18 protein-coding genes and 2 pseudogenes are annotated in these 17,469 nt (G+C 49.7%); 12 read left to right on the top strand and 8 right to left on the bottom strand.

All coding sequences use genetic code 11. The annotated features are described in order from the left end of the window. Positions 1-139 precede the first annotated feature (139 nt). The 3 genes from prc to OH663_RS04375 form a co-directional block, all read right to left on the bottom strand. Complete coding sequence (gene prc / locus OH663_RS04385; protein WP_200011078.1) at positions 140-2,188, bottom strand: carboxy terminal-processing peptidase; 2,049 nt, start codon at positions 2,186-2,188, stop codon at positions 140-142. A gap of 19 nt (positions 2,189-2,207) precedes the next feature. Next, positions 2,208-2,894, bottom strand: a complete 687-nt coding sequence (gene proQ / locus OH663_RS04380) for an RNA chaperone ProQ (RefSeq protein WP_045444020.1) — start codon at positions 2,892-2,894, stop codon at positions 2,208-2,210. Positions 2,895-2,990: 96 nt separating this feature from the next. Continuing rightward, complete coding sequence (locus OH663_RS04375) at positions 2,991-3,488, bottom strand: GAF domain-containing protein (protein ID WP_045444023.1); 498 nt, start codon at positions 3,486-3,488, stop codon at positions 2,991-2,993. 128 nt (positions 3,489-3,616) lie between these two features. On the opposite strand from OH663_RS04375, the gene yebS reads away from it, so the two are divergent. From yebS to OH663_RS04350, 5 genes are all read left to right on the top strand, one after another. Beyond that, positions 3,617-4,900, top strand: a complete 1,284-nt coding sequence (gene yebS, locus OH663_RS04370) for a membrane integrity lipid transport subunit YebS (protein ID WP_045444026.1) — start codon at positions 3,617-3,619, stop codon at positions 4,898-4,900. Continuing rightward, on the top strand, positions 4,869-7,502 hold the full coding sequence (locus tag OH663_RS04365; protein ID WP_045444028.1) for a PqiB family protein: 2,634 nt from the start codon (positions 4,869-4,871) through the stop codon (positions 7,500-7,502). Before yebS ends, OH663_RS04365 begins: the two co-directional genes overlap by 32 nt. A 203-nt stretch (positions 7,503-7,705) precedes the next feature. Beyond that, positions 7,706-9,127, top strand: coding sequence for a 16S rRNA (cytosine(1407)-C(5))-methyltransferase RsmF (gene rsmF / locus OH663_RS04360; protein WP_263525689.1), 1,422 nt, complete (start codon positions 7,706-7,708; stop codon positions 9,125-9,127). A gap of 100 nt (positions 9,128-9,227) precedes the next feature. Further along, complete coding sequence (locus tag OH663_RS04355; protein WP_167493956.1) at positions 9,228-9,464, top strand: YebV family protein; 237 nt, start codon at positions 9,228-9,230, stop codon at positions 9,462-9,464. 103 nt (positions 9,465-9,567) lie between these two features. Then, positions 9,568-9,759 carry a YdfD/YebW family protein gene (locus tag OH663_RS04350; protein WP_045444034.1) on the top strand — a complete coding sequence of 64 codons (192 nt, stop codon included), beginning with the start codon at positions 9,568-9,570 and terminating at the stop codon, positions 9,757-9,759. Here the strand turns inward: OH663_RS04350 and pphA are convergent, their stop codons facing one another. Next, a complete protein-coding gene (gene pphA, locus OH663_RS04345; protein ID WP_200011079.1) occupies positions 9,760-10,401 on the bottom strand; it encodes a protein-serine/threonine phosphatase in 642 nt (213 codons plus the stop codon). It lies immediately after the preceding gene. Between the two features lie 561 nt (positions 10,402-10,962). Between pphA and OH663_RS04340 the strand changes: the two genes are divergently transcribed. After that, entirely contained in the window at positions 10,963-11,367 is a 405-nt protein-coding gene (locus OH663_RS04340; protein ID WP_263525688.1) for a DUF1398 domain-containing protein, read from the top strand. Positions 11,368-11,608: 241 nt separating this feature from the next. Here the strand turns inward: OH663_RS04340 and OH663_RS04335 are convergent, their stop codons facing one another. Next, complete coding sequence (locus tag OH663_RS04335) at positions 11,609-11,941, bottom strand: EmrE family multidrug efflux SMR transporter (RefSeq protein WP_045444043.1); 333 nt, start codon at positions 11,939-11,941, stop codon at positions 11,609-11,611. 433 nt (positions 11,942-12,374) lie between these two features. Between OH663_RS04335 and OH663_RS04330 the strand changes: the two genes are divergently transcribed. The 4 genes and pseudogenes from OH663_RS04330 to OH663_RS04315 all read left to right on the top strand — a co-directional run. Next, positions 12,375-13,223, top strand: a complete 849-nt coding sequence (locus OH663_RS04330; RefSeq protein ID WP_048221304.1) for an alpha/beta fold hydrolase — start codon at positions 12,375-12,377, stop codon at positions 13,221-13,223. A 142-nt stretch (positions 13,224-13,365) separates the two neighbouring features. Then, positions 13,366-13,772: pseudogene (locus tag OH663_RS04325) on the top strand (hypothetical protein); the annotation flags it as partial. Beyond that, entirely contained in the window at positions 13,759-14,019 is a 261-nt protein-coding gene (locus OH663_RS26055; protein WP_413814485.1) for a DUF4060 family protein, read from the top strand. The pseudogene OH663_RS04325 and the gene OH663_RS26055, both read left to right, overlap by 14 nt. Further along, a pseudogene (locus tag OH663_RS04315) lies at positions 13,941-14,351 on the top strand (tyrosine-type recombinase/integrase); the annotation flags it as partial. The gene OH663_RS26055 and the pseudogene OH663_RS04315, both read left to right, overlap by 79 nt. A 357-nt stretch (positions 14,352-14,708) precedes the next feature. Here the strand turns inward: OH663_RS04315 and OH663_RS04310 are convergent. Genes OH663_RS04310 through yobA form a run of 3 tightly spaced genes read right to left on the bottom strand, consistent with a single transcriptional unit; the run spans position 14,709 to position 16,313 of the window. Then, positions 14,709-15,047, bottom strand: a complete 339-nt coding sequence (locus tag OH663_RS04310; RefSeq protein ID WP_045444052.1) for a YebY family protein — start codon at positions 15,045-15,047, stop codon at positions 14,709-14,711. Positions 15,048-15,062: 15 nt separating this feature from the next. After that, entirely contained in the window at positions 15,063-15,935 is an 873-nt protein-coding gene (gene copD / locus OH663_RS04305; RefSeq protein ID WP_200012865.1) for a copper homeostasis membrane protein CopD, read from the bottom strand. A 3-nt stretch (positions 15,936-15,938) separates the two neighbouring features. Continuing rightward, entirely contained in the window at positions 15,939-16,313 is a 375-nt protein-coding gene (gene yobA, locus OH663_RS04300; RefSeq protein WP_200012863.1) for a CopC domain-containing protein YobA, read from the bottom strand. A gap of 144 nt (positions 16,314-16,457) precedes the next feature. Between yobA and OH663_RS04295 the strand changes: the two genes are divergently transcribed. Next, positions 16,458-16,688, top strand: a complete 231-nt coding sequence (locus tag OH663_RS04295; RefSeq protein WP_045444060.1) for a DNA polymerase III subunit theta — start codon at positions 16,458-16,460, stop codon at positions 16,686-16,688. A gap of 106 nt (positions 16,689-16,794) precedes the next feature. Beyond that, positions 16,795-17,451: a carbon-nitrogen hydrolase family protein gene (locus OH663_RS04290; RefSeq protein WP_200012861.1), complete on the top strand. Its 657-nt coding sequence runs from the start codon at positions 16,795-16,797 to the stop codon at positions 17,449-17,451. Positions 17,452-17,469: the final 18 nt, after the last annotated feature.

Here is a 17,469-nt window from a genome sequence, read left to right as displayed (position 1 = left end):
ATGGGTCTTACAGCTATTTTCAAGCATGCATACGTGCTAAGTCACCAGAAAGACACAACTTTACATTTTATCGTATCAGGCTGACGACTTCATGCGCTTGTTAAAAAAAACAGGCACAATTTCTTGTGCCTGTTTGTTTTTACTGACTTGTTGCGGGCTGTTCCGCTGGTTTATCTTTTTCCAGATGCGCCAGATCGAGCGCGATTTTAACCGTTTCATCCAGGTACGGATCCGGCTCCTGGTAATCCTTCGGCAGATCGTCCAGTTTCTTCAGCGGCGGCTTGCCTTCACGTTTAAAACGATCGTTTATGCGCGCCAGACGCATCGCGTCATCTTCGTTATTCTCTTTCTCACGCTGGGCGTAATTAAGAGAAGCGATGTTGCGCTTATCCTTCATTGCATTGAAACGGGCAATATCTTTCATGATGTACTGGAACTCAGGATCGTTCGCAATACGTGCATTATGCTCTTTCAGCAATTCAGGACCGAACGGCGTCAAATTATCCGACTTCGTATAGGTCGCCGCATCGATGCTATCCCAAGGCAAAGCGTTATCTTCAAACTTCTCACCGGTTTCTGTTTCTTCATTACCTGTCGGCATGATGATATCCGGCGTAACGCCCTTACGCTGCGTACTGCCACCGTTTACACGGTAGAACTTCTGAATAGTGTACTGAACTGAACCCAGCGCAGGCCATTCCGGACGTAACATCTGATCGTAGATACGGTTCAGAGAACGGTACTGCTGTACCGTGCCTTTCCCGAAGGTCGGTTCACCGACAATCAACGCACGACCGTAGTCCTGCATTGCCGCAGCAAAAATCTCCGATGCCGAGGCACTGAAGCGGTCAACCAACACCACCAGCGGACCTTTGTAGTAAACAACGCCGTCGGTATCGCTGTCTTCGCGCACCTTACCGTTATTATCACGAACCTGAACAACCGGACCAGAAGGAATAAACAGACCGGAAAGCGAAACGGCTTCAGTAAGCGCCCCACCACCATTAGTACGCAGATCGATAATCACACTGCTGACATTCTGTTTTTCCAGCTTCTGCAGCTGAACTTTGACATCGTCCGTCAGACCAACATAGAAGCCTGGAATATCCAGTACGCCGACTTTTTCTTTGCCAACGGTTTTCACGGACATTTTAACAGCACGATCTTCCAGACGAATGCGTTCACGCGTCAGCGTTACAGTACGCGTCTTAGTGCCTTTACCGGCAGGCAGGATCTCAAGACGAACCTTGCTGCCTTTTGGTCCTTTGATCAGCGCTACAACGTCATCAAGACGCCAGCCAATGACATCAACCATGCCTTTACCCGACTGACCTACGCCGACAATGCGATCGCCTACGCTAATCGCCTTGCTCTTGGCCGCCGGGCCACCCGCAACCATAGAATTAATGACGGTATAGTCATCATCCATTTGCAGAACGGCACCAATACCTTCCAGAGACAAACTCATTTCGGTATTGAACTGTTCAGTGTTACGCGGGGACAAGTAGTTAGTATGCGGATCGATTTCGCGCGCAAAAGCGGTCATAGCCAGTGAGAACACGTCTTCACTGTTAGTCTGCGCCAGTCGGCGGATCGCAAATTTGTAACGACGCGTCAGCGTTTCACGAATTTCTGCATCGGTCTTGCCGGTCAGTTTCAGGCTAAGTTCGTCGAATTTAACTTTGCCGTCCCACAGAGCATTAAGCTCTGCTTCGCTTTTCGGCCACGGCGCTTTGCTGCGATCAAGATTAAAGGTGTCGTTACCGGTGAAATCCATTGGACGCGCCAGCACGCTTAATGCGTACTGATAGCGTTCAAATCGACGTTTTTGCGCCAGATTATAGAGGTCGTAAAACACATCCAGCTTGCCCGTACGCAGTTCATCAGCCAGGACGGCTTTCTTTTTGGCAAACTGCTCTATATCACTCGCCAACAGCACGTTATGGCTGTAGTCGAGCAAATTCAGATAGCGGTCAAAAATTTTTGCCGAAAACGCCTGATCCAGATCGAACTGGCGATAATGTGAACGCGTAAAGCGCGATGTTACACGTTCACTCACTGTCGCATGCTGCGTTTCTTCCTTTAAAACGGGGATTTGATCGGCACGCGTGATGTCTTCCACAGCGAATGCCTGGCCTGCTAATGCAAGCAGACCAGCTAACGCGGTAAGCCTAAAAAAAGTGTTCATGCCAGGCCAGGCCTCCGTTTCAGAACACCAGGTGTTCTGCGCGTACAATCAAAGACATACCCGAATTCAGCTGTACACGGACGCCATCTTTGGTGATTTCTAATACGGTGGCATCCATCGCATTATTTCCTGCTTTCACCTTCAAAGACTGCCCTACCTTCAGCACTGAAATATCAGAGACTGGGGTATGCTGTTCTTCACGAGGAGCACGCGGTGCCTGAGCAGCCGGTTTTTCAGCGCGAGGATTACGCGGAGCGGCATCTTTACGACGCGGAGCAGGACGCGGCTTACGCTCACGACGCGGTGCGTCCTCTTTTTCACCCGCAGCAGCGGCCGCTTCGCGTTTTTTCGCCTGTTGCTCTGCACGCTGCGCCTGAACGCGAGCTTTTGCTTCTTCAAGCTGTTTACGCGCATGCTCAACGTGCTGCTCATCCAGCTCACCACATGGGTTGCCGTCGAGATCAACACGCGTTGCGCCCAGCTTAACGCCATACAGATAGCGCCAGCTTGAAGTATATAGACGTAAGGCAGAACGAAGCTGAGTCTTGCTGAGGTTCATTTCACCCTCAACACGCTCTACCAGATCCTGAAAAATGCCAATTTTCAGCGGGCGCGCTTCGCCTTCCGCACTAAAACACTGCGGGAAGCGTTCGGCCAGAAACGCGATGACTTCTTTACTACTATTCAACTTAGGTTGATTTTCCATGAAATTTCCTGATTACAACGGACGTAGCCAACAAGCGCAGGCATGAACAGGCGTCATTATAATGACGCCATCAGTAATTGCTACGTTATCCGTTGATTATCCTGCGACGGGAGCAAAGAATTTTTTGTAATCCGTCGTTGCAAGCACGGTTTCAAGCTGTGCCACGAGCGTACGCAGCCCCTGTTCATCTTCTTCAGTAAAGCGGCCAAAAGCCGTGCTATCAATATCCAGCACGCCTATTATCTGATTTTCGACCGTTATCGGCAGTACAATTTCAGCGTTGCTGGCCGCATCGCAAGCGATATGCCCATCAAAAGCATGAACGTCTTCAATGCGCTGAACCTGGTTCTGCGCCACTGCGGTGCCGCATACCCCCCGACCAACCGGAATACGTACGCAGGCGATCTTGCCCTGGAAAGGGCCAAGCACCAGCGTGTCGTTTTCGAGCAGGTAAAAACCAGCCCAGTTCACTTCTGCAAGACGCTCGTACAACAAAGCGCTGGTATTCGCCAGCGTTGCCAGAAAACTGGTTTCACCTGCCATTAATGCGCGAAAATCACGGTTCAGATCCGTGTATAGCTCTATTTTGTTCATTATGTAATCACTTAGTTGTCTTACTCAAAACTGCAGCCTACTAAAATAAACATTAAATGCGTTAATGCTCAAGATCATTCCCGTCATGAGTTAAGATAACATTACTCTAACACTTTGATCTGCGATACATGGCCTTAAATACTCCGCGCACCAAGCCATCGAAAAAAATAGCGATCAGGTCCATCGGTGAGGCGCTACCCCGCGCACATTATCAGCGGTGCCCTGAATGTGACACGCTATTTAGCTTGCCGAAAATGCGTTCGCACCAAAGTGCATACTGCCCTCGCTGTCAGGCAAAAATCCGTGACGGACGCGACTGGTCATTGACGCGACTGGCGGCGATGGCCGTCACAATGTTGCTACTGATGCCCTTTGCCTGGGGAGAACCACTGTTACACATCTATTTATTGGGCATCCGTATTGACGCTAATGTGGTACAGGGTATCTGGCAAATGACCCGGCAAGGCGATCCGCTAACCGCATCCATCGTGCTATTTTGCGTAGCCGGCGCGCCGATAATACTCGTCTCCTCTATCGCATATCTGTGGTTTGGTAATATTCTCGGTATGAACCTGCGCCCGGTATTGCTGATGCTGGAAAGGCTTAAAGAGTGGGTCATGCTGGATATCTATCTGGTAGGTATTGGCGTCGCTTCAATCAAAGTGCAAGATTATGCTTTTCTGCAACCCGGCGTGGGGCTTTTTGCATTTATCGCGTTGGTGATCCTCAGTATTCTGACGCTATCGCACCTCAATGTTGAGCAACTGTGGGAACGTTTTTATCCGCAAAGACCAGCCCGTCGCCCTGATGAAAAGCTTCGCGTCTGCCTTGGCTGTCACTTTACAGGCTATCCCGATGCTCGCGGGCGTTGCCCCCGTTGCCATATTCCGCTGCGCTGGCGCAGGAATCAGAGCATCCAAAAGTGCTGGGCTGCACTGTTAGCCTCGATTGTCTTTCTCCTGCCTGCTAATCTGCTGCCTATATCGGTCATATACGTTAACGGATCCCGGCAGGAAGACACTATTCTCTCGGGGATCATGTCTCTGGCCAACAGTAATGTCGGCGTCGCGGCAATCGTCTTTATCGCCAGTATCCTGGTGCCTTTCACCAAAGTGATTGTGATGTTTACTTTGTTGTTCAGCATCCACTTTAAATGTGAACAAGGATTACGCACGCGCATCTTATTACTGCGCATGGTGACCTGGATCGGCCGCTGGTCAATGCTGGATCTCTTTGTTATCGCCTTAACTATGTCGCTGATTAACCGCGATCAGATACTTGCTTTTACTATGGGACCGGCTGCGTTTTATTTCGGCGCAGCGGTAATATTGACTATTCTTGCTGTGGAATGGCTGGACAGCCGCTTACTTTGGGATGCACATGAGTCAGGAAACGCCCGCTTCGCAGACTGAAGCACAGATTAAAACAAAACGCCGCATTTCTCCGTTCTGGCTGCTGCCCATCATTGCATTGATGATCGCAGGGTGGCTTATCTGGGGAAGCTATGAAGATCGCGGCAACACCGTAACCATCGACTTTATGTCTGCGGATGGCATTGTACCGGGCCGTACTCCCGTTCGTTACCAGGGTGTCGAAGTTGGTACAGTGCAGGATATCAGTCTCAGCAAAGATCTGCGTAAGATTGAGGTTCGGGTTAGCATCAAATCCAGCATGAAAGATGCTCTGCGCAAAGACACACAATTCTGGCTGGTGACGCCGAAAGCATCGCTGGCAGGCGTCTCTGGCCTTGATGCACTGGTTGGCGGTAACTATATCGGAATGATGCCCGGAACCGGTGAAGCAGAGGATCATTTTGTCGCGCTTGATACGCAACCAAAGTACCGCCTGAACAACGGCGATTTGATGCTTCATCTGCATGCGCCCGACCTCGGCTCCCTCAACAGTGGTTCATTAGTTTACTTCCGCAAAATACCGGTAGGCCGGGTGTATGACTACACCATAAATCCCAACAATCAGGGCGTGACTATCGACGTACTGATTGAGCGCCGATTTACCAATCTGGTGAAAAAAGGCAGCCGTTTCTGGAATGTTTCCGGTGTAAATGCGGATGTCAGCCTCAGCGGCGCGAAGGTCAAACTGGAAAGCCTGGCTGCACTGGTTAATGGCGCGATCGCCTTTGATTCACCGGAGGATTCGCAACCCGCCGTCGCAGACGATACTTTCGGTCTGTACCAGGACCTGGCACACAGCCAACGCGGCGTGATAGTGAAACTCGAACTCCCCAGTGGCGATGGTCTAAAAGCAGGTTCAACGGCACTGATGTATCAGGGGCTGGAGGTAGGCGAACTCACTAAACTGGATTTGAATCCAGGGGGTAAAGTCACCGGTGAGATGACGGTCGACCCCAGCGTCGTCACGCTGCTGCGGGAGAACACGCGTATCGAATTACACAGCCCCAAATTGTCGTTGAGCGATGTGAATCTCAGTTCACTGCTCACGGGTAAAACCTTCGAACTGGTGCCCGGTGAGGGCGAGCCTCGAAGCCAGTTTGTGGTTGTTCCCGGCGAGAAATCCTTGCTTCATGACCCGGGCGTGATGACGTTCACCCTGACGGCACCGGAAAGCTATGGCATTGATGCCGGGCAACCGTTGATCCTGCACGGTGTACAAGTCGGACAAGTTATTGAACGAACCCTATCCAGCAAAGGCGTCTCTTTTACCGTCGCCATCGAACCGCAACATCGCGACCTGGTGCTGGGTGACAGTAAATTTGTGGTCAATAGCCGGGTGGATGTCAAAGTAGGTATTGATGGCGTGGAGTTCCTCGGCGCCAGCGCCAGCGAATGGATTAGCGGAGGCATTCGCATTTTACCGGGTACGAAAGGTGAAATGAAAAGCAGCTATCCGCTGTATGCCAATCTGGAAAAAGCCATCGAAAACAGCCTGAGCGATCTACCGACCACCACGCTCAGCCTGCGTGCCGAAACGCTGCCGGATGTGCAAGCTGGCTCAGTGGTGTTATACCGTAAATTTGAGGTGGGCGAAGTTATTAGTGTACGTCCTCGTGCCGAGGCGTTTGACATCGATCTGCATATCAAACCTGAATATCGCAATCTGTTGACCAGCAACAGCGTGTTCTGGGCTGAAGGTGGCGCAAAAGTTCAACTCAACGGCAGCGGTTTGACCGTGCAGGCATCCCCTCTGTCGCGCGCGCTCAAGGGTGCGATTAGCTTCGATAACCTGAGCGGAGCCAGCGCCAGTCAGCGCAAAGGCGACAAACGTATCCTGTATGCCTCTGAAACCGCTGCGCGTGCTGTGGGGGGGCAAATTACCTTGCACGCATTTGATGCCGGTAAGCTCGCCGCGGGCATGCCGATTCGCTACCTGGGTATCGATATCGGTCAGATCCAGACTCTTGAACTGATCACTGCTCGTAACGAAGTTCAGGCGAAAGCGGTACTATACCCGGAGTATGTCCAGACTTTTGCACGTGCCGGCACCCGCTTCTCGGTCATTACTCCACAAATCTCCGCCGCAGGCGTGGAGCACCTGGATACAATCCTGCAACCTTACATTAATGTTGAACCAGGACGAGGCAATCCACGCCGCGATTTCGAACTACAAGAAGCCACTATTACTGATTCGCGTTACCTTGATGGCCTGAGCATCGTGGTGGAAGCATCAGAAGCTGGATCGCTGAATATCGGTACACCAGTCCTGTTCAGAGGGATTGAAGTGGGAACCGTCACCGGACTGACGCTGGGTTCACTTTCTGACCGCGTAATGATCGCCATGCGTATCAGCAAGCGCTATCAGCATCTGGTGCGTAATAATTCCGTGTTCTGGCTGGCCTCCGGTTACAACCTCGACTTCGGCCTGACTGGCGGCGTCGTGAAAACCGGTACCTTCAACCAATTCATTCGCGGCGGTATCGCCTTCGCTACCCCACCGGGCACTCCACTGGCTCCAAAAGCACAGGAGGGTAAACACTTCCTGTTGCTGGAGAGCGAACCGAAAGAATGGCGCGAATGGGGTACCGCCCTGCCGCGCTAATGTCCCCTGCTCCGGCGTACGCGCGCCGGAGCGTTTATACCTTTCATACTTCAAGTTGCAGGTGAGTTGGTTTCACTCGCTTACCGCGTTACTGGCCTGTGGCCTCGACCCTTAGCGGCCAGCGCAAGCGTTGTTGTCCTGCAACTCGAAATATTCAGGGTATATGCTAAACTGCGCACCTGTTTTTTTGCCGGTGCGACCAAGTGGCTTATTTTCCAGACGCCTTTCTGACTCAAATGCGTGAAGCAATGCCTTCCACGCTCTCTTTCGATGACTTTCTTGCCGCCTGCCAGCGTCCGTTACGCCGCAGCATTCGCGTGAATACGCTAAAAATCTCCGTTGCCGATTTTCTCGACCTAACTGCACCTTACGGCTGGTCGCTCACGCCAGTTCCCTGGTGTGAGGAAGGTTTCTGGATCGAACGTGGTGATGAAGAGTCAGTGCCGCTGGGCAGCACCGCTGAGCATTTAAGCGGTCTTTTTTATATTCAGGAAGCCAGCTCAATGCTGCCGGTTGCCGCGCTGTTTGCCGAAGGTAATATGCCGGATCGTGTGATGGATGTCGCAGCAGCTCCTGGCTCTAAAACCACACAAATAGCGGCAAAAATGAATAACAAGGGCGCAATCCTGGCGAATGAGTTTTCCGCCAGTCGCGTTAAAGTGCTGCATGCCAATATCAGCCGCTGCGGGATCAGTAACGTCGCCTTAACCCACTTTGACGGGCGCGTGTTTGGCGCTGCTCTTCCGGAAACTTTTGATGCGATTTTACTGGATGCTCCGTGTTCCGGCGAAGGCGTGGTGCGTAAAGATCCCGATGCGCTGAAAAACTGGTCCGTTGAAAGTAATCTTGAGATTGCCGCCACGCAGCGCGAACTGCTCGACAGCGCATTTCACGCCTTACGTCCCGGTGGCACGCTGGTTTATTCAACGTGCACTTTAAACCGTGACGAAAACGAATCCATCATGCAGTGGCTGATAGAAACTTATCCAGATGCCGTCGAGTTTCTTCCATTGGGTGACTTATTTCCTGGAGCCGAACGCGCCCTCACGCCGGAGGGATTTCTACATGTATTCCCGCAAATTTACGACTGTGAAGGGTTCTTTGTCGCGCGTTTGCGCAAAACCGCCGCGATTCACGCCCTGCCAGCCCCAAAATACAAGGTTGGAAACTTTCCATTCAGTCCGCTGAAAGGACGTGAAACTGCGCAAATCACCGCCGCGGCGAATGCCTGTGCAATACAATGGGATAATAATCTGCGTCTCTGGCAACGTGATAAAGAGCTCTGGCTATTCCCCGTAGAAATTGAAGCGCTGATCGGTAGGGTCCGTTTTTCCCGCCTCGGGATCAAGCTGGCTGAAACCCATAATAAAGGATACCGCTGGCAGCATGAGGCAGTGATCGCCCTTGCTAATCCGAATCACAATAATGCGTTCGAACTGACCCTTGAGGAAGCGGAAGAGTGGTATCGCGGCAGAGATGTCTATCCGCAAACCTCACCGGCCACCGACGACGTGCTGGTCACATTCCAGCAGCAGCCAATTGGTCTGGCGAAGCGTATTGGTTCGCGATTAAAGAACAGTTATCCGCGCGATCTTGTCCGGGATGGCAAACTCTTTACAGGATAACGCACATTTTTACTGGCGCTTTTGCTGACGTTGACTACGCTGAAAAATGGACGACCTAACTGGTCGTACCACAACCAGCAAATCAACGGAGAGCACGATGATGAAAACCAGTGTGCGCATTGGCGCTTTTGAAATCGACGACGCCGAGTTACATGGCGAATCGCCGGGAGACCGAACGTTAACCATTCCGTGCAAATCCGATCCGGATTTATGCATGCAACTGGATGCCTGGGACGCCGATACCAGCATCCCGGCACTCCTTAATGGGGAACATTCTGTTCTATTCCGTCAGCACTACGATCGTAAGTCAGATGCCTGGATCATGCGTTTTGCCTGATTCAAAAAGAACCCGTCGCCAGGCGGGTTATTTCTTTTCTTAATTACCCCCTCGCTTCAACCTCTTCTACACTATCGGTACGGCAGTACAATTTGAGGATGTAATGTTCACGCTGGTTCTTTTTGTTTGCTACCTGGATGGCGGTTGTGAAGATATCGTGGTCGATGTCTACAATACGGAACAGCAGTGCCTTATTTCGATGGACGATCAGCGTATTCGCAACGGAGGATGTCTACCTGCGGATGGCTATATCGACAGTTTCTGGCGCCCGGCGCAGGAATACAGCGATTTTTGATTATTGTAACTGCACCAGCGTAAGCTCACCGCCAAACACCGCGCCGGTATCAATATAGTGCAGGTTATCGATATCCAGCCGATGGCGTAGCGGCGTATGGCCAAACCAAAAATGATCCGCCCCACGTATCCCCCCGCGTTTGCTCATCAACCTTTCGCGACCCCAAATAACACCTTGTAAATCAACATCTTTCTGCCACTGATAATTCTCGTCAGGGTAATCAGCATGGGCAATAACATGTATACCGGTCTGACAGTGAAGTTCCAGAATCCAGGGTAATTGTTGACAGAATTCAAGTGCGATTCGCGCGCTCGGTTGTGGCGCACGGGTAAACCAGGATCCCCCATTCAGCAACCACAGCAGCTGCTCGCCCGTCGCCAGCGCATCCAGTGCCATCTGCTCGTGATTGCCTCTGACCGCCACAACCCAGGTTTTACGCAGTAATTTCAGGCAGCGGAGGCTGTCTGGCCCACGGTCAATAACATCCCCGACAGACACCAACAGATCCTGCCACGGGTCAAAACGGCACTGGCGCAATTTATCCACCAGCATGGAGAAACAGCCGTGGATATCCCCGACGACCCAGACATGACGCCAGCGTGTACCTTCCACTCTCTGGTAGATATTACCAGGCAGCCCCATTTGACCTCCTGCGCAGAAAATTATCTACACATGTAGGAAAACCATGCGCGATACTCACATGAGCCTTCCCTTTCAACGCCTTTATGCAGTTAACCTGTACGAATTTGTTCAGAAAAATCTCTGACAATGTCCAGATTATCTGGCTCTAAATGTCCGCCACCATCCGGGTATTTGGGTTATCTTCTCCAGCCAGGGAAAATCGTATTTATTCTCCAGAATAATCGACGTAGTTAGAGTATAGTAAAAGAAATCTGAACAAATTAACGAGACGGTTATTATTTTGTTTAAAAACCTCCACATCATTAATTAATGAGAGATTAAAAAACATATTTACAATCAACTTACACTATACGTTCGAGAAGATACTTTTTTACTCCCCAGCTCCGTTTCGCAATGACCGAGATATATACGCAATGTCATCATCATGATGATAACATTCATCAAGCAGGAGTCTGCAGGTTGAATGGGCTTACAAACGGGAACTGGTCTGATCAGATTGAATAGACTAAGCTAATCATGCACACTACGCGCCCTCACAACTAACAAGAGGTTACTTTCCTGATGGATCAGGTTGCCATTCTCCAACAGATGTTCGAGCAAGTGAGAAAGGAGTTAAATTTTTACTGGTTTTATTCTGAATTGAAGCGACACAACATTGCGCATTATATCTACTATCTGGCTACAGATAACATCAGGATCGTCACGCATAATGACGACGTTTTGTTAATAAGAGGATACAGAAGCTTATTAAAAATCAGTACGATTAAGAACGTCGAACTTATAAAAGAAGCGGCACGGATTCATATCTCCGGGAAGTCAACATTTCGGGAGTACTGCATCACACTTGCCAGTGCTGGTGTTTTTCGCTGGGTAACCGATGTCAATGATAATAAACGTTGTTATTATTCTTTTGATAATTCACTTTTATATATTGAAGATATCGAGAACAATAAACCCCTCATATAATGCTTTGGGCCCTTGGTCTGGGACCCTTAATGGAAACGGCAGAATGTAAAAAATCGCAGGTGCATTTTGCACCTGCGACTGTGAAAATACATACTGATAGTCAGTTTTCTCAATACGCAGACGTCACCGAAGTTGTTCAGGCTTCGGCAGCCTGCTAAGCGTATCAAGTGAGAGGTGGAATTTCCCCCCCCCCCCCCCCGTTCATACGGTGATTTAGAGCCTATCCCATTGGGCTATTTATTTAATGTACTGCGCTTCGCGATAACAAATTAATAATGAGAACACCTGCACAAATTAGTGCCATTCCGATAATAGCGGGCAAATCTAGTCGTTGCCCATGTATAACCCAGGCAAGAAGACTGATCAGCACAATACCCACACCAGACCAGATAGCATATGCAATTCCTGTAGGTATATGCGCCAGCGTCTGGGAAAGCAGCCAGAATGAAGCACAGTAACACACAATTGTACCAACAGAAGGCCATAGCCGAGTGAACCCATCGGTAAACTTCATTAACGTTGTCCCGGTCACTTCAGCCAGAATAGCCGCACCAAGATAGATATAAGTATTCATAACCATTCATTTTTTAAACAAGACAAAGAAAGATTCTACTATATCTTCACCTTACATGATCTTTTCTTGCTGCAGCTTCTTTCTGTATACATATGTTGCGGTTTCGAAAGAACATGGAAATTCGGCTGTTTTCGAGCTCCTGTGCGCTAAAACCGGGGAGAGCTTCACGGTTAGCGTGATATTAAAAATTATGCTTCATACCTGCCATGGCACAGCTGTCCCTGTACCCCTTATTCCTCATCCGAGCACTATTTGCTGATCTAATTTTCTGCGCAAATGAATTGTGATTGTTAAAAAACGTGTGGTATAACGAATGAACAGCAAAGATCAGAATTCGGACAGATTTCGGGCATAGAACCTTAAGTGTTTGAAATCAAAGTCTGATAAAAAGAGACCGAATAAAGCTTCACGAACAACAAGCCAGGAGTTGGAAGTGACGGTCGGAACAATTCAGTCAGATAAATTTCAGCTTGGATATAAGGTCATTGGCTCAGGGGCTGCGGCAATCATTGTTGGTAGCAACCTGTATTATTCCCGCACTTTCTCGACTGACCTGGCAAAGCGTTTTTGCCTATACTTTATCGATCATCGAGCCTATGCTCCGGCAAGCAAACCCGTTCAAGAGGATGATTTCTCCTTAGATAAGGTCGTTAGTGATATTGAATTGTCTCGTGTTGCCCTTGGCGTTGATAGAATGACGATCATCGGGCACTCTGGAAACGGATTCATGGCACTGGAATACGCACGTCTGTATCCTAGCCGGGTATCACATGTAATACTCATTAGCACTCCACCCAATTTGAGCGCCGATCTCAATGATAAATCGGAACAAAGATTCAAGACAGAAGCGTCTAAGCTCCGTCAGGAAATATACGATAAAGAAATATCCCTGCTTTCATCGGATGCAAAAAAGCACCCGCAGGAGCAATTCAAATATCTTCTCCTCCGAACCGGTCCCCGGTCTTGGTTAGACCCATTTTTTGACGCGGCTCCACTCTGGCGTGATGTTATCACGCACGATGTCGGATTTGACTTGCTCTGGGGAAAGGTATTTCCCGACTTCGATATGAAATGTGTTGCAGCAGCGATCAGCGCGCCCGTTTTCTTGGCCCTTGGTCGTCACGACTATATCAATCCACCTATCGAATCGTGGAAAGAGTATCAAGGCTATTTCAGAGACATTGAGATCGAAATTTTTGAGAAAAGCGGCCACACGCCGCAACTTGAAGAACCGGAGAGGTTCAACGAGGCCCTGATAAGATTCATTCAACGCCATCAATAGGGATTGTCGCGGAAATACTGATTATCTGACTGGATCGCCGCAATCTGATTTCGTTCAACAATTGCTATCGAAAAACCGTCCTTGCGGCGACGTCTCCATTCATCAGAGCGGGCGCTTTTTTCCGGCATGCCGCCTTTGTAAATCAGTAAACATCGACTCTCTGGCAGATAATTTCCGCGTACGTATCGATACTGTGCAGGATGTTGGCAGCGCCAAAGCACTCCGAACTGATATCGAAAGCGCGAAGGTTACGCTGGGTTCAGCCTTGTTCACCGAATTGAAGAACAAAGCAGTTAAGCGCTATTGCCTGGTGGATGCACATAACAAGGTAGAAGCCGAGATCAACTCCCTGCCTACTCCGGACGAACCGGATGCAGCAGAACGGTTTGGGGAAGTTGAGCGAGTTCTTGTAACGGCGAAAAGTCTCAGGGTGACGAACTGCACGATCAGTTCAGCATCCTCCTGGCAGATATGAAACCGGTAATATGTGGGCTAACTGAGCTGGAATGGTTCGCCCTCCCCTTGAGGAGATGTAATGCGACTGATTAACCGAGGCAATCAGCAATCCCCGTTAGCGCGTCAGGCATGCGACATCAAGCTGGCCATTCATCACACTCCGGAACTTCACGGTAAAGAATATAAGGTTCAGCCTGATGCCATCTGTGTGGATCCGAGCAAAACGAATCTTCGTCCCAAAAGATCGACAGGAAAGACGCTATTTCTCAGGCCATCGTGGTCAATAACTACATTGAAAGGAATCCGGCAGAGCCGACAAGAACGCCGACGCCCAAAGTGAAGCGTGAGCGTCTTTTGCTTGAGCAGTTCGAGATAATAAGGGATGCCGCAACCGCCCATTCCGAATGGGCTGCAAATGCATGTGGTCTGGCACTTGTCACCGGGCAAAGAAGAGAGGACGTATCGTTGTTCAGATTCAGCGATATCAGGGATTCTACAGAGTTAAAGTTTGGCCCCAACCCTCCTCCTTTCCATGAGATCAGGAGCTTGGCGAGCAGACTGTGTGAAAGGGAGCGTGGAGAGGATTTCGCACAGAGACTGCTGGGGCATAAAAATTTAACAATGACCAAAAAATACCTGGACGCACGCGGTGCAGAATATGTTATGGTTTAGACAGGATATGGAAATTTCGAGTAATTTTCGTGGGGTTTCGTGAAAGCACCGAGAAAACCCAACGAAAATAAGCTCATAAAAAGAGACCGAATACGATTCCTGTATTCGGTCCAGGGAAATGGCTCTTGGGAGAGAGCCGTGCGCTAAAAGTTGGCATTAATGCAGGCTAAGTTACCCTGCCATTTAAGAATAGATGACAGCGCCAGGTTTTCCAGTCCGTGACTCAGGTTTTCCAGTCCGTGACTAAAGTGGCCTGAAAAAAAGGACGATTGTCACCCGCAACAACGCAAAAACCGCAAGTTCTCCTGAGAGATCCTTGCGGTTTTTTATTGGAAATCAGAGAGGTATATCTGACAACTAACAGAGCTTTTCTGCACGTTCGATAAACGGCGCAAGGCTCATTTTTTCGCCTGGTTTCGCCGGATCATCAATCTGAATAATGTCGATCGGTTTTGCCGTCGTTTTACCGTTTTCAACCTGCTCTCTGGCAATATCATTCAGTGGGTATTGCACCAACGTGCTGGGATTAATGACATACAGTGCGTTGCCAGGCCGACAGGTCAACATCACCTCTTCACGATTAAACGCCCACTTATCTTTACCAACCTCAAAACGGCTGACGGTAATGACCTGTGGTGCAGCCAGTGCAGCTCCTGAACTTGTCAGGAGTAATAAAGAGATAACTATTTTTTTCATACGTTTGCCAGTCCATCAGAAAGGTTCAAGAGTTGCAAACAGGCTGACAATCGCCAGCACGACAGCCCCTATTCCCCATTCAAGCTTCGTCATCCAGATAAAGTAGAGAGTCATACAGCGGTTATCTTGCTGCATGCGTGGTACGAGAACATACCGATTCACGAGTGCAATCGCCACCATTAGCGCGACCAGGGCACATTTTAACAAAAGCAATTGCCCATACGCTGCGTGCCAGGGGACTGACAAACCGACAATAAACAACACATTCGCCATGCCGGTAAGCAATACGCCGATAACAAAAAGATGCCCGTAGCGGGAAAATCGCATCATAGTGCTAATAGCCTGCTGTCGCCAACGGCCCTTAGCCATCCTCATACAGTAAATAACTGGCAGCAGGCCGCCAAACCAGGCTGCAGCGCATATCAGATGTAACGCATGATTAAGCTGCTGTATAGCCCGCACGACGCCGTCATGTAGGGTTGCATGTCCGACACCAGCCAATAGGATAAACTGGGCAATTGCCATAATCAGCAACAACCGTGACATGCTGTGCGGCACAATGATAGTTACCACCAGCGTGACCAGCGCGAGAATAATCTGCCATAACCACACGCCACCAAACTGCGTTTGCAGAACCGCTCCCCATATTTCTACAGAGATAACATCCTGCCAGCCCGATCCCATTAATCCACCCTGGATCGCCAACATCAGTGTTGCGCTAATAAAACTCCATGTCGCGGCATGCCGTTGCAAACGCAAAAAGCGGCGCATCATCAAGCGACGGACTGAGACAGGAGCCAGCCATGCACTGTAAAGCGCACAGCCAAATACCAGCATTAAAGTGGTGAAATGGATAAAACGCAGAGCGACCCAGGTAAGTGCCAGCATGGTTTATTTCACGCTAAAGGTATATTGCCCTTTCGTCTTGTGACCATCCACTGATACAACATGCCAGTCAACCGTATATTTCCCGGCATCCAGTGACTGAGCGAGCGGAATGATCAGTTGCGTCTTATCTTGTTCATTGCGCGTCGGCTTGCCGGTTTTGATCTGTGTCTGTTTTGGGCCTGTAAGCGTTGCGCCACTGAACGCAGGCTCAACGCCTTCAGAAAAATTAAGAGTCAACGCCTGGGGAGAGGCTATGATCTGCGCATCCGCCTCAGGACTTTGCGTTGTCAAATGCGCATGAGCCAGCGCTGCGGGAGTTGCCAGAGCGGAAGTCAGTGCGATGAGGGCATAGCGAAGTAAAGATGCAGTAGAAAGCATATCAACTATTCCTTTTTGTTATGTCTAATTTGTAGAGAATAACCTTCTACAATGATCGAGTCGAGAATCATCATTTCTGGCTTGCCATTAATGCACTCTCTTAGTAACTTTTGCGCGCCAATGGATAGATATAAGGAGAAGCCCATGAACATCAACCTGGCTAAACTTGAACAAGATGAGATGGATAAGGTCAATGTTGATTTGGCCGCGGCAGGTGTCGCATTTAAAGAGCGCTATAACATGCCTGTCGTTGCAGAAGTCGTCGAGCGCGAGCAACCTGAACATCTACGCGACTGGTTTCGCGAGCGGCTGATCGCACACCGTTTGGCATCGGTTTCCCTCTCACGTTTACCTTACGAGCCGAAAGTTAAATAAACCTTATATTACGTTACAATTCCTTACATGGTGGCTGCTAAAGTATAAGCACATTCTTAATCTATAATTTAAGGATGATTGTAGACACTATGAAAAGGAAGTCATTATGTCACACTGGAAAATTGCCGCAGCACAGTACGAACCTCTACAGACAACGCTAACAGAACATGTCGCGCATCACCTGCAATTCATCAGAGCAGCTGCCAAATGTCAGTGTGAATTGCTGGTTTTCCCCTCCCTTTCGCTGTTGGGATGCGTAGATGGGGATGATTTTCTTCCGGCACCTCCTGATGAGGCTCTCCTGCAACCCCTGGCCCATGCCGCTGCGAGTTATCGCATGACCATAATTACGGGGTTACCGGTTGAACATAACAACCAGTTTGTGAAGGGTATTGCCCTTTTTTCACCCGGGCTGGCGTCACCGTTAACATTTCATCAGAGCCATGGAGCCTGTATTGCCAGACAGCGAAACACCATAAGCGTTGTCGATACTCAGCCGGAAGGCATTGATATTGACCCTGAGTTTTCGCTGTTCACCACCAGCCAGTGTATCAGCGAACCTGAGCTTCTCTCCTCCACCTCGCGACTGCAGAGTTTTTCGCATAAATTCGCCATTGCAGTGCTGATGGCCAATGCGCGCGGCAGCAGCGCTTTATGGGATGAGCGCGGTCGTTTGATTGTGCGCGCCGACCGCGGTTCACTGCTCTTAACCGGTCAACGCACCTCTCAGGGTTGGCAAGGTGATATCATTCCATTACGCTAGTCGTTTTGGTCAGGAGCT

Origin of the sequence: Citrobacter sp. Marseille-Q5395 (assembly GCF_947057495.1) — a bacterium.
GTDB lineage: Bacteria > Pseudomonadota > Gammaproteobacteria > Enterobacterales > Enterobacteriaceae > Citrobacter > Citrobacter murliniae.
Note: the sequence above shows the minus strand (reverse complement) of the source record. Positions and strands in the feature narration are given on the sequence as shown.

Coding starts and splice junctions, on each gene's coding strand:
- pphA (WP_200011079.1), bottom strand. CDS start 10,401: ATGGGGCTGCCTGGTAATATCTACCAGAGAGTGGAAGGTACACGCTGG.
- OH663_RS04375 (WP_045444023.1), bottom strand. CDS start 3,488: ATGAACAAAATAGAGCTATACACGGATCTGAACCGTGATTTTCGCGCA.
- yobA (WP_200012863.1), bottom strand. CDS start 16,313: ATGCTTTCTACTGCATCTTTACTTCGCTATGCCCTCATCGCACTGACT.
- copD (WP_200012865.1), bottom strand. CDS start 15,935: ATGCTGGCACTTACCTGGGTCGCTCTGCGTTTTATCCATTTCACCACT.
- OH663_RS04335 (WP_045444043.1), bottom strand. CDS start 11,941: ATGAATACTTATATCTATCTTGGTGCGGCTATTCTGGCTGAAGTGACC.
- prc (WP_200011078.1), bottom strand. CDS start 2,188: ATGAACACTTTTTTTAGGCTTACCGCGTTAGCTGGTCTGCTTGCATTA.
- OH663_RS04295 (WP_045444060.1), top strand. CDS start 16,458: ATGAACATCAACCTGGCTAAACTTGAACAAGATGAGATGGATAAGGTC.
- OH663_RS04355 (WP_167493956.1), top strand. CDS start 9,228: ATGAAAACCAGTGTGCGCATTGGCGCTTTTGAAATCGACGACGCCGAG.
- proQ (WP_045444020.1), bottom strand. CDS start 2,894: ATGGAAAATCAACCTAAGTTGAATAGTAGTAAAGAAGTCATCGCGTTT.
- yebS (WP_045444026.1), top strand. CDS start 3,617: ATGGCCTTAAATACTCCGCGCACCAAGCCATCGAAAAAAATAGCGATC.
- OH663_RS04365 (WP_045444028.1), top strand. CDS start 4,869: ATGAGTCAGGAAACGCCCGCTTCGCAGACTGAAGCACAGATTAAAACA.
- OH663_RS04350 (WP_045444034.1), top strand. CDS start 9,568: ATGTTCACGCTGGTTCTTTTTGTTTGCTACCTGGATGGCGGTTGTGAA.
- OH663_RS26055 (WP_413814485.1), top strand. CDS start 13,759: ATGCGACTGATTAACCGAGGCAATCAGCAATCCCCGTTAGCGCGTCAG.
- OH663_RS04310 (WP_045444052.1), bottom strand. CDS start 15,047: ATGAAAAAAATAGTTATCTCTTTATTACTCCTGACAAGTTCAGGAGCT.
- OH663_RS04290 (WP_200012861.1), top strand. CDS start 16,795: ATGTCACACTGGAAAATTGCCGCAGCACAGTACGAACCTCTACAGACA.
- OH663_RS04340 (WP_263525688.1), top strand. CDS start 10,963: ATGGATCAGGTTGCCATTCTCCAACAGATGTTCGAGCAAGTGAGAAAG.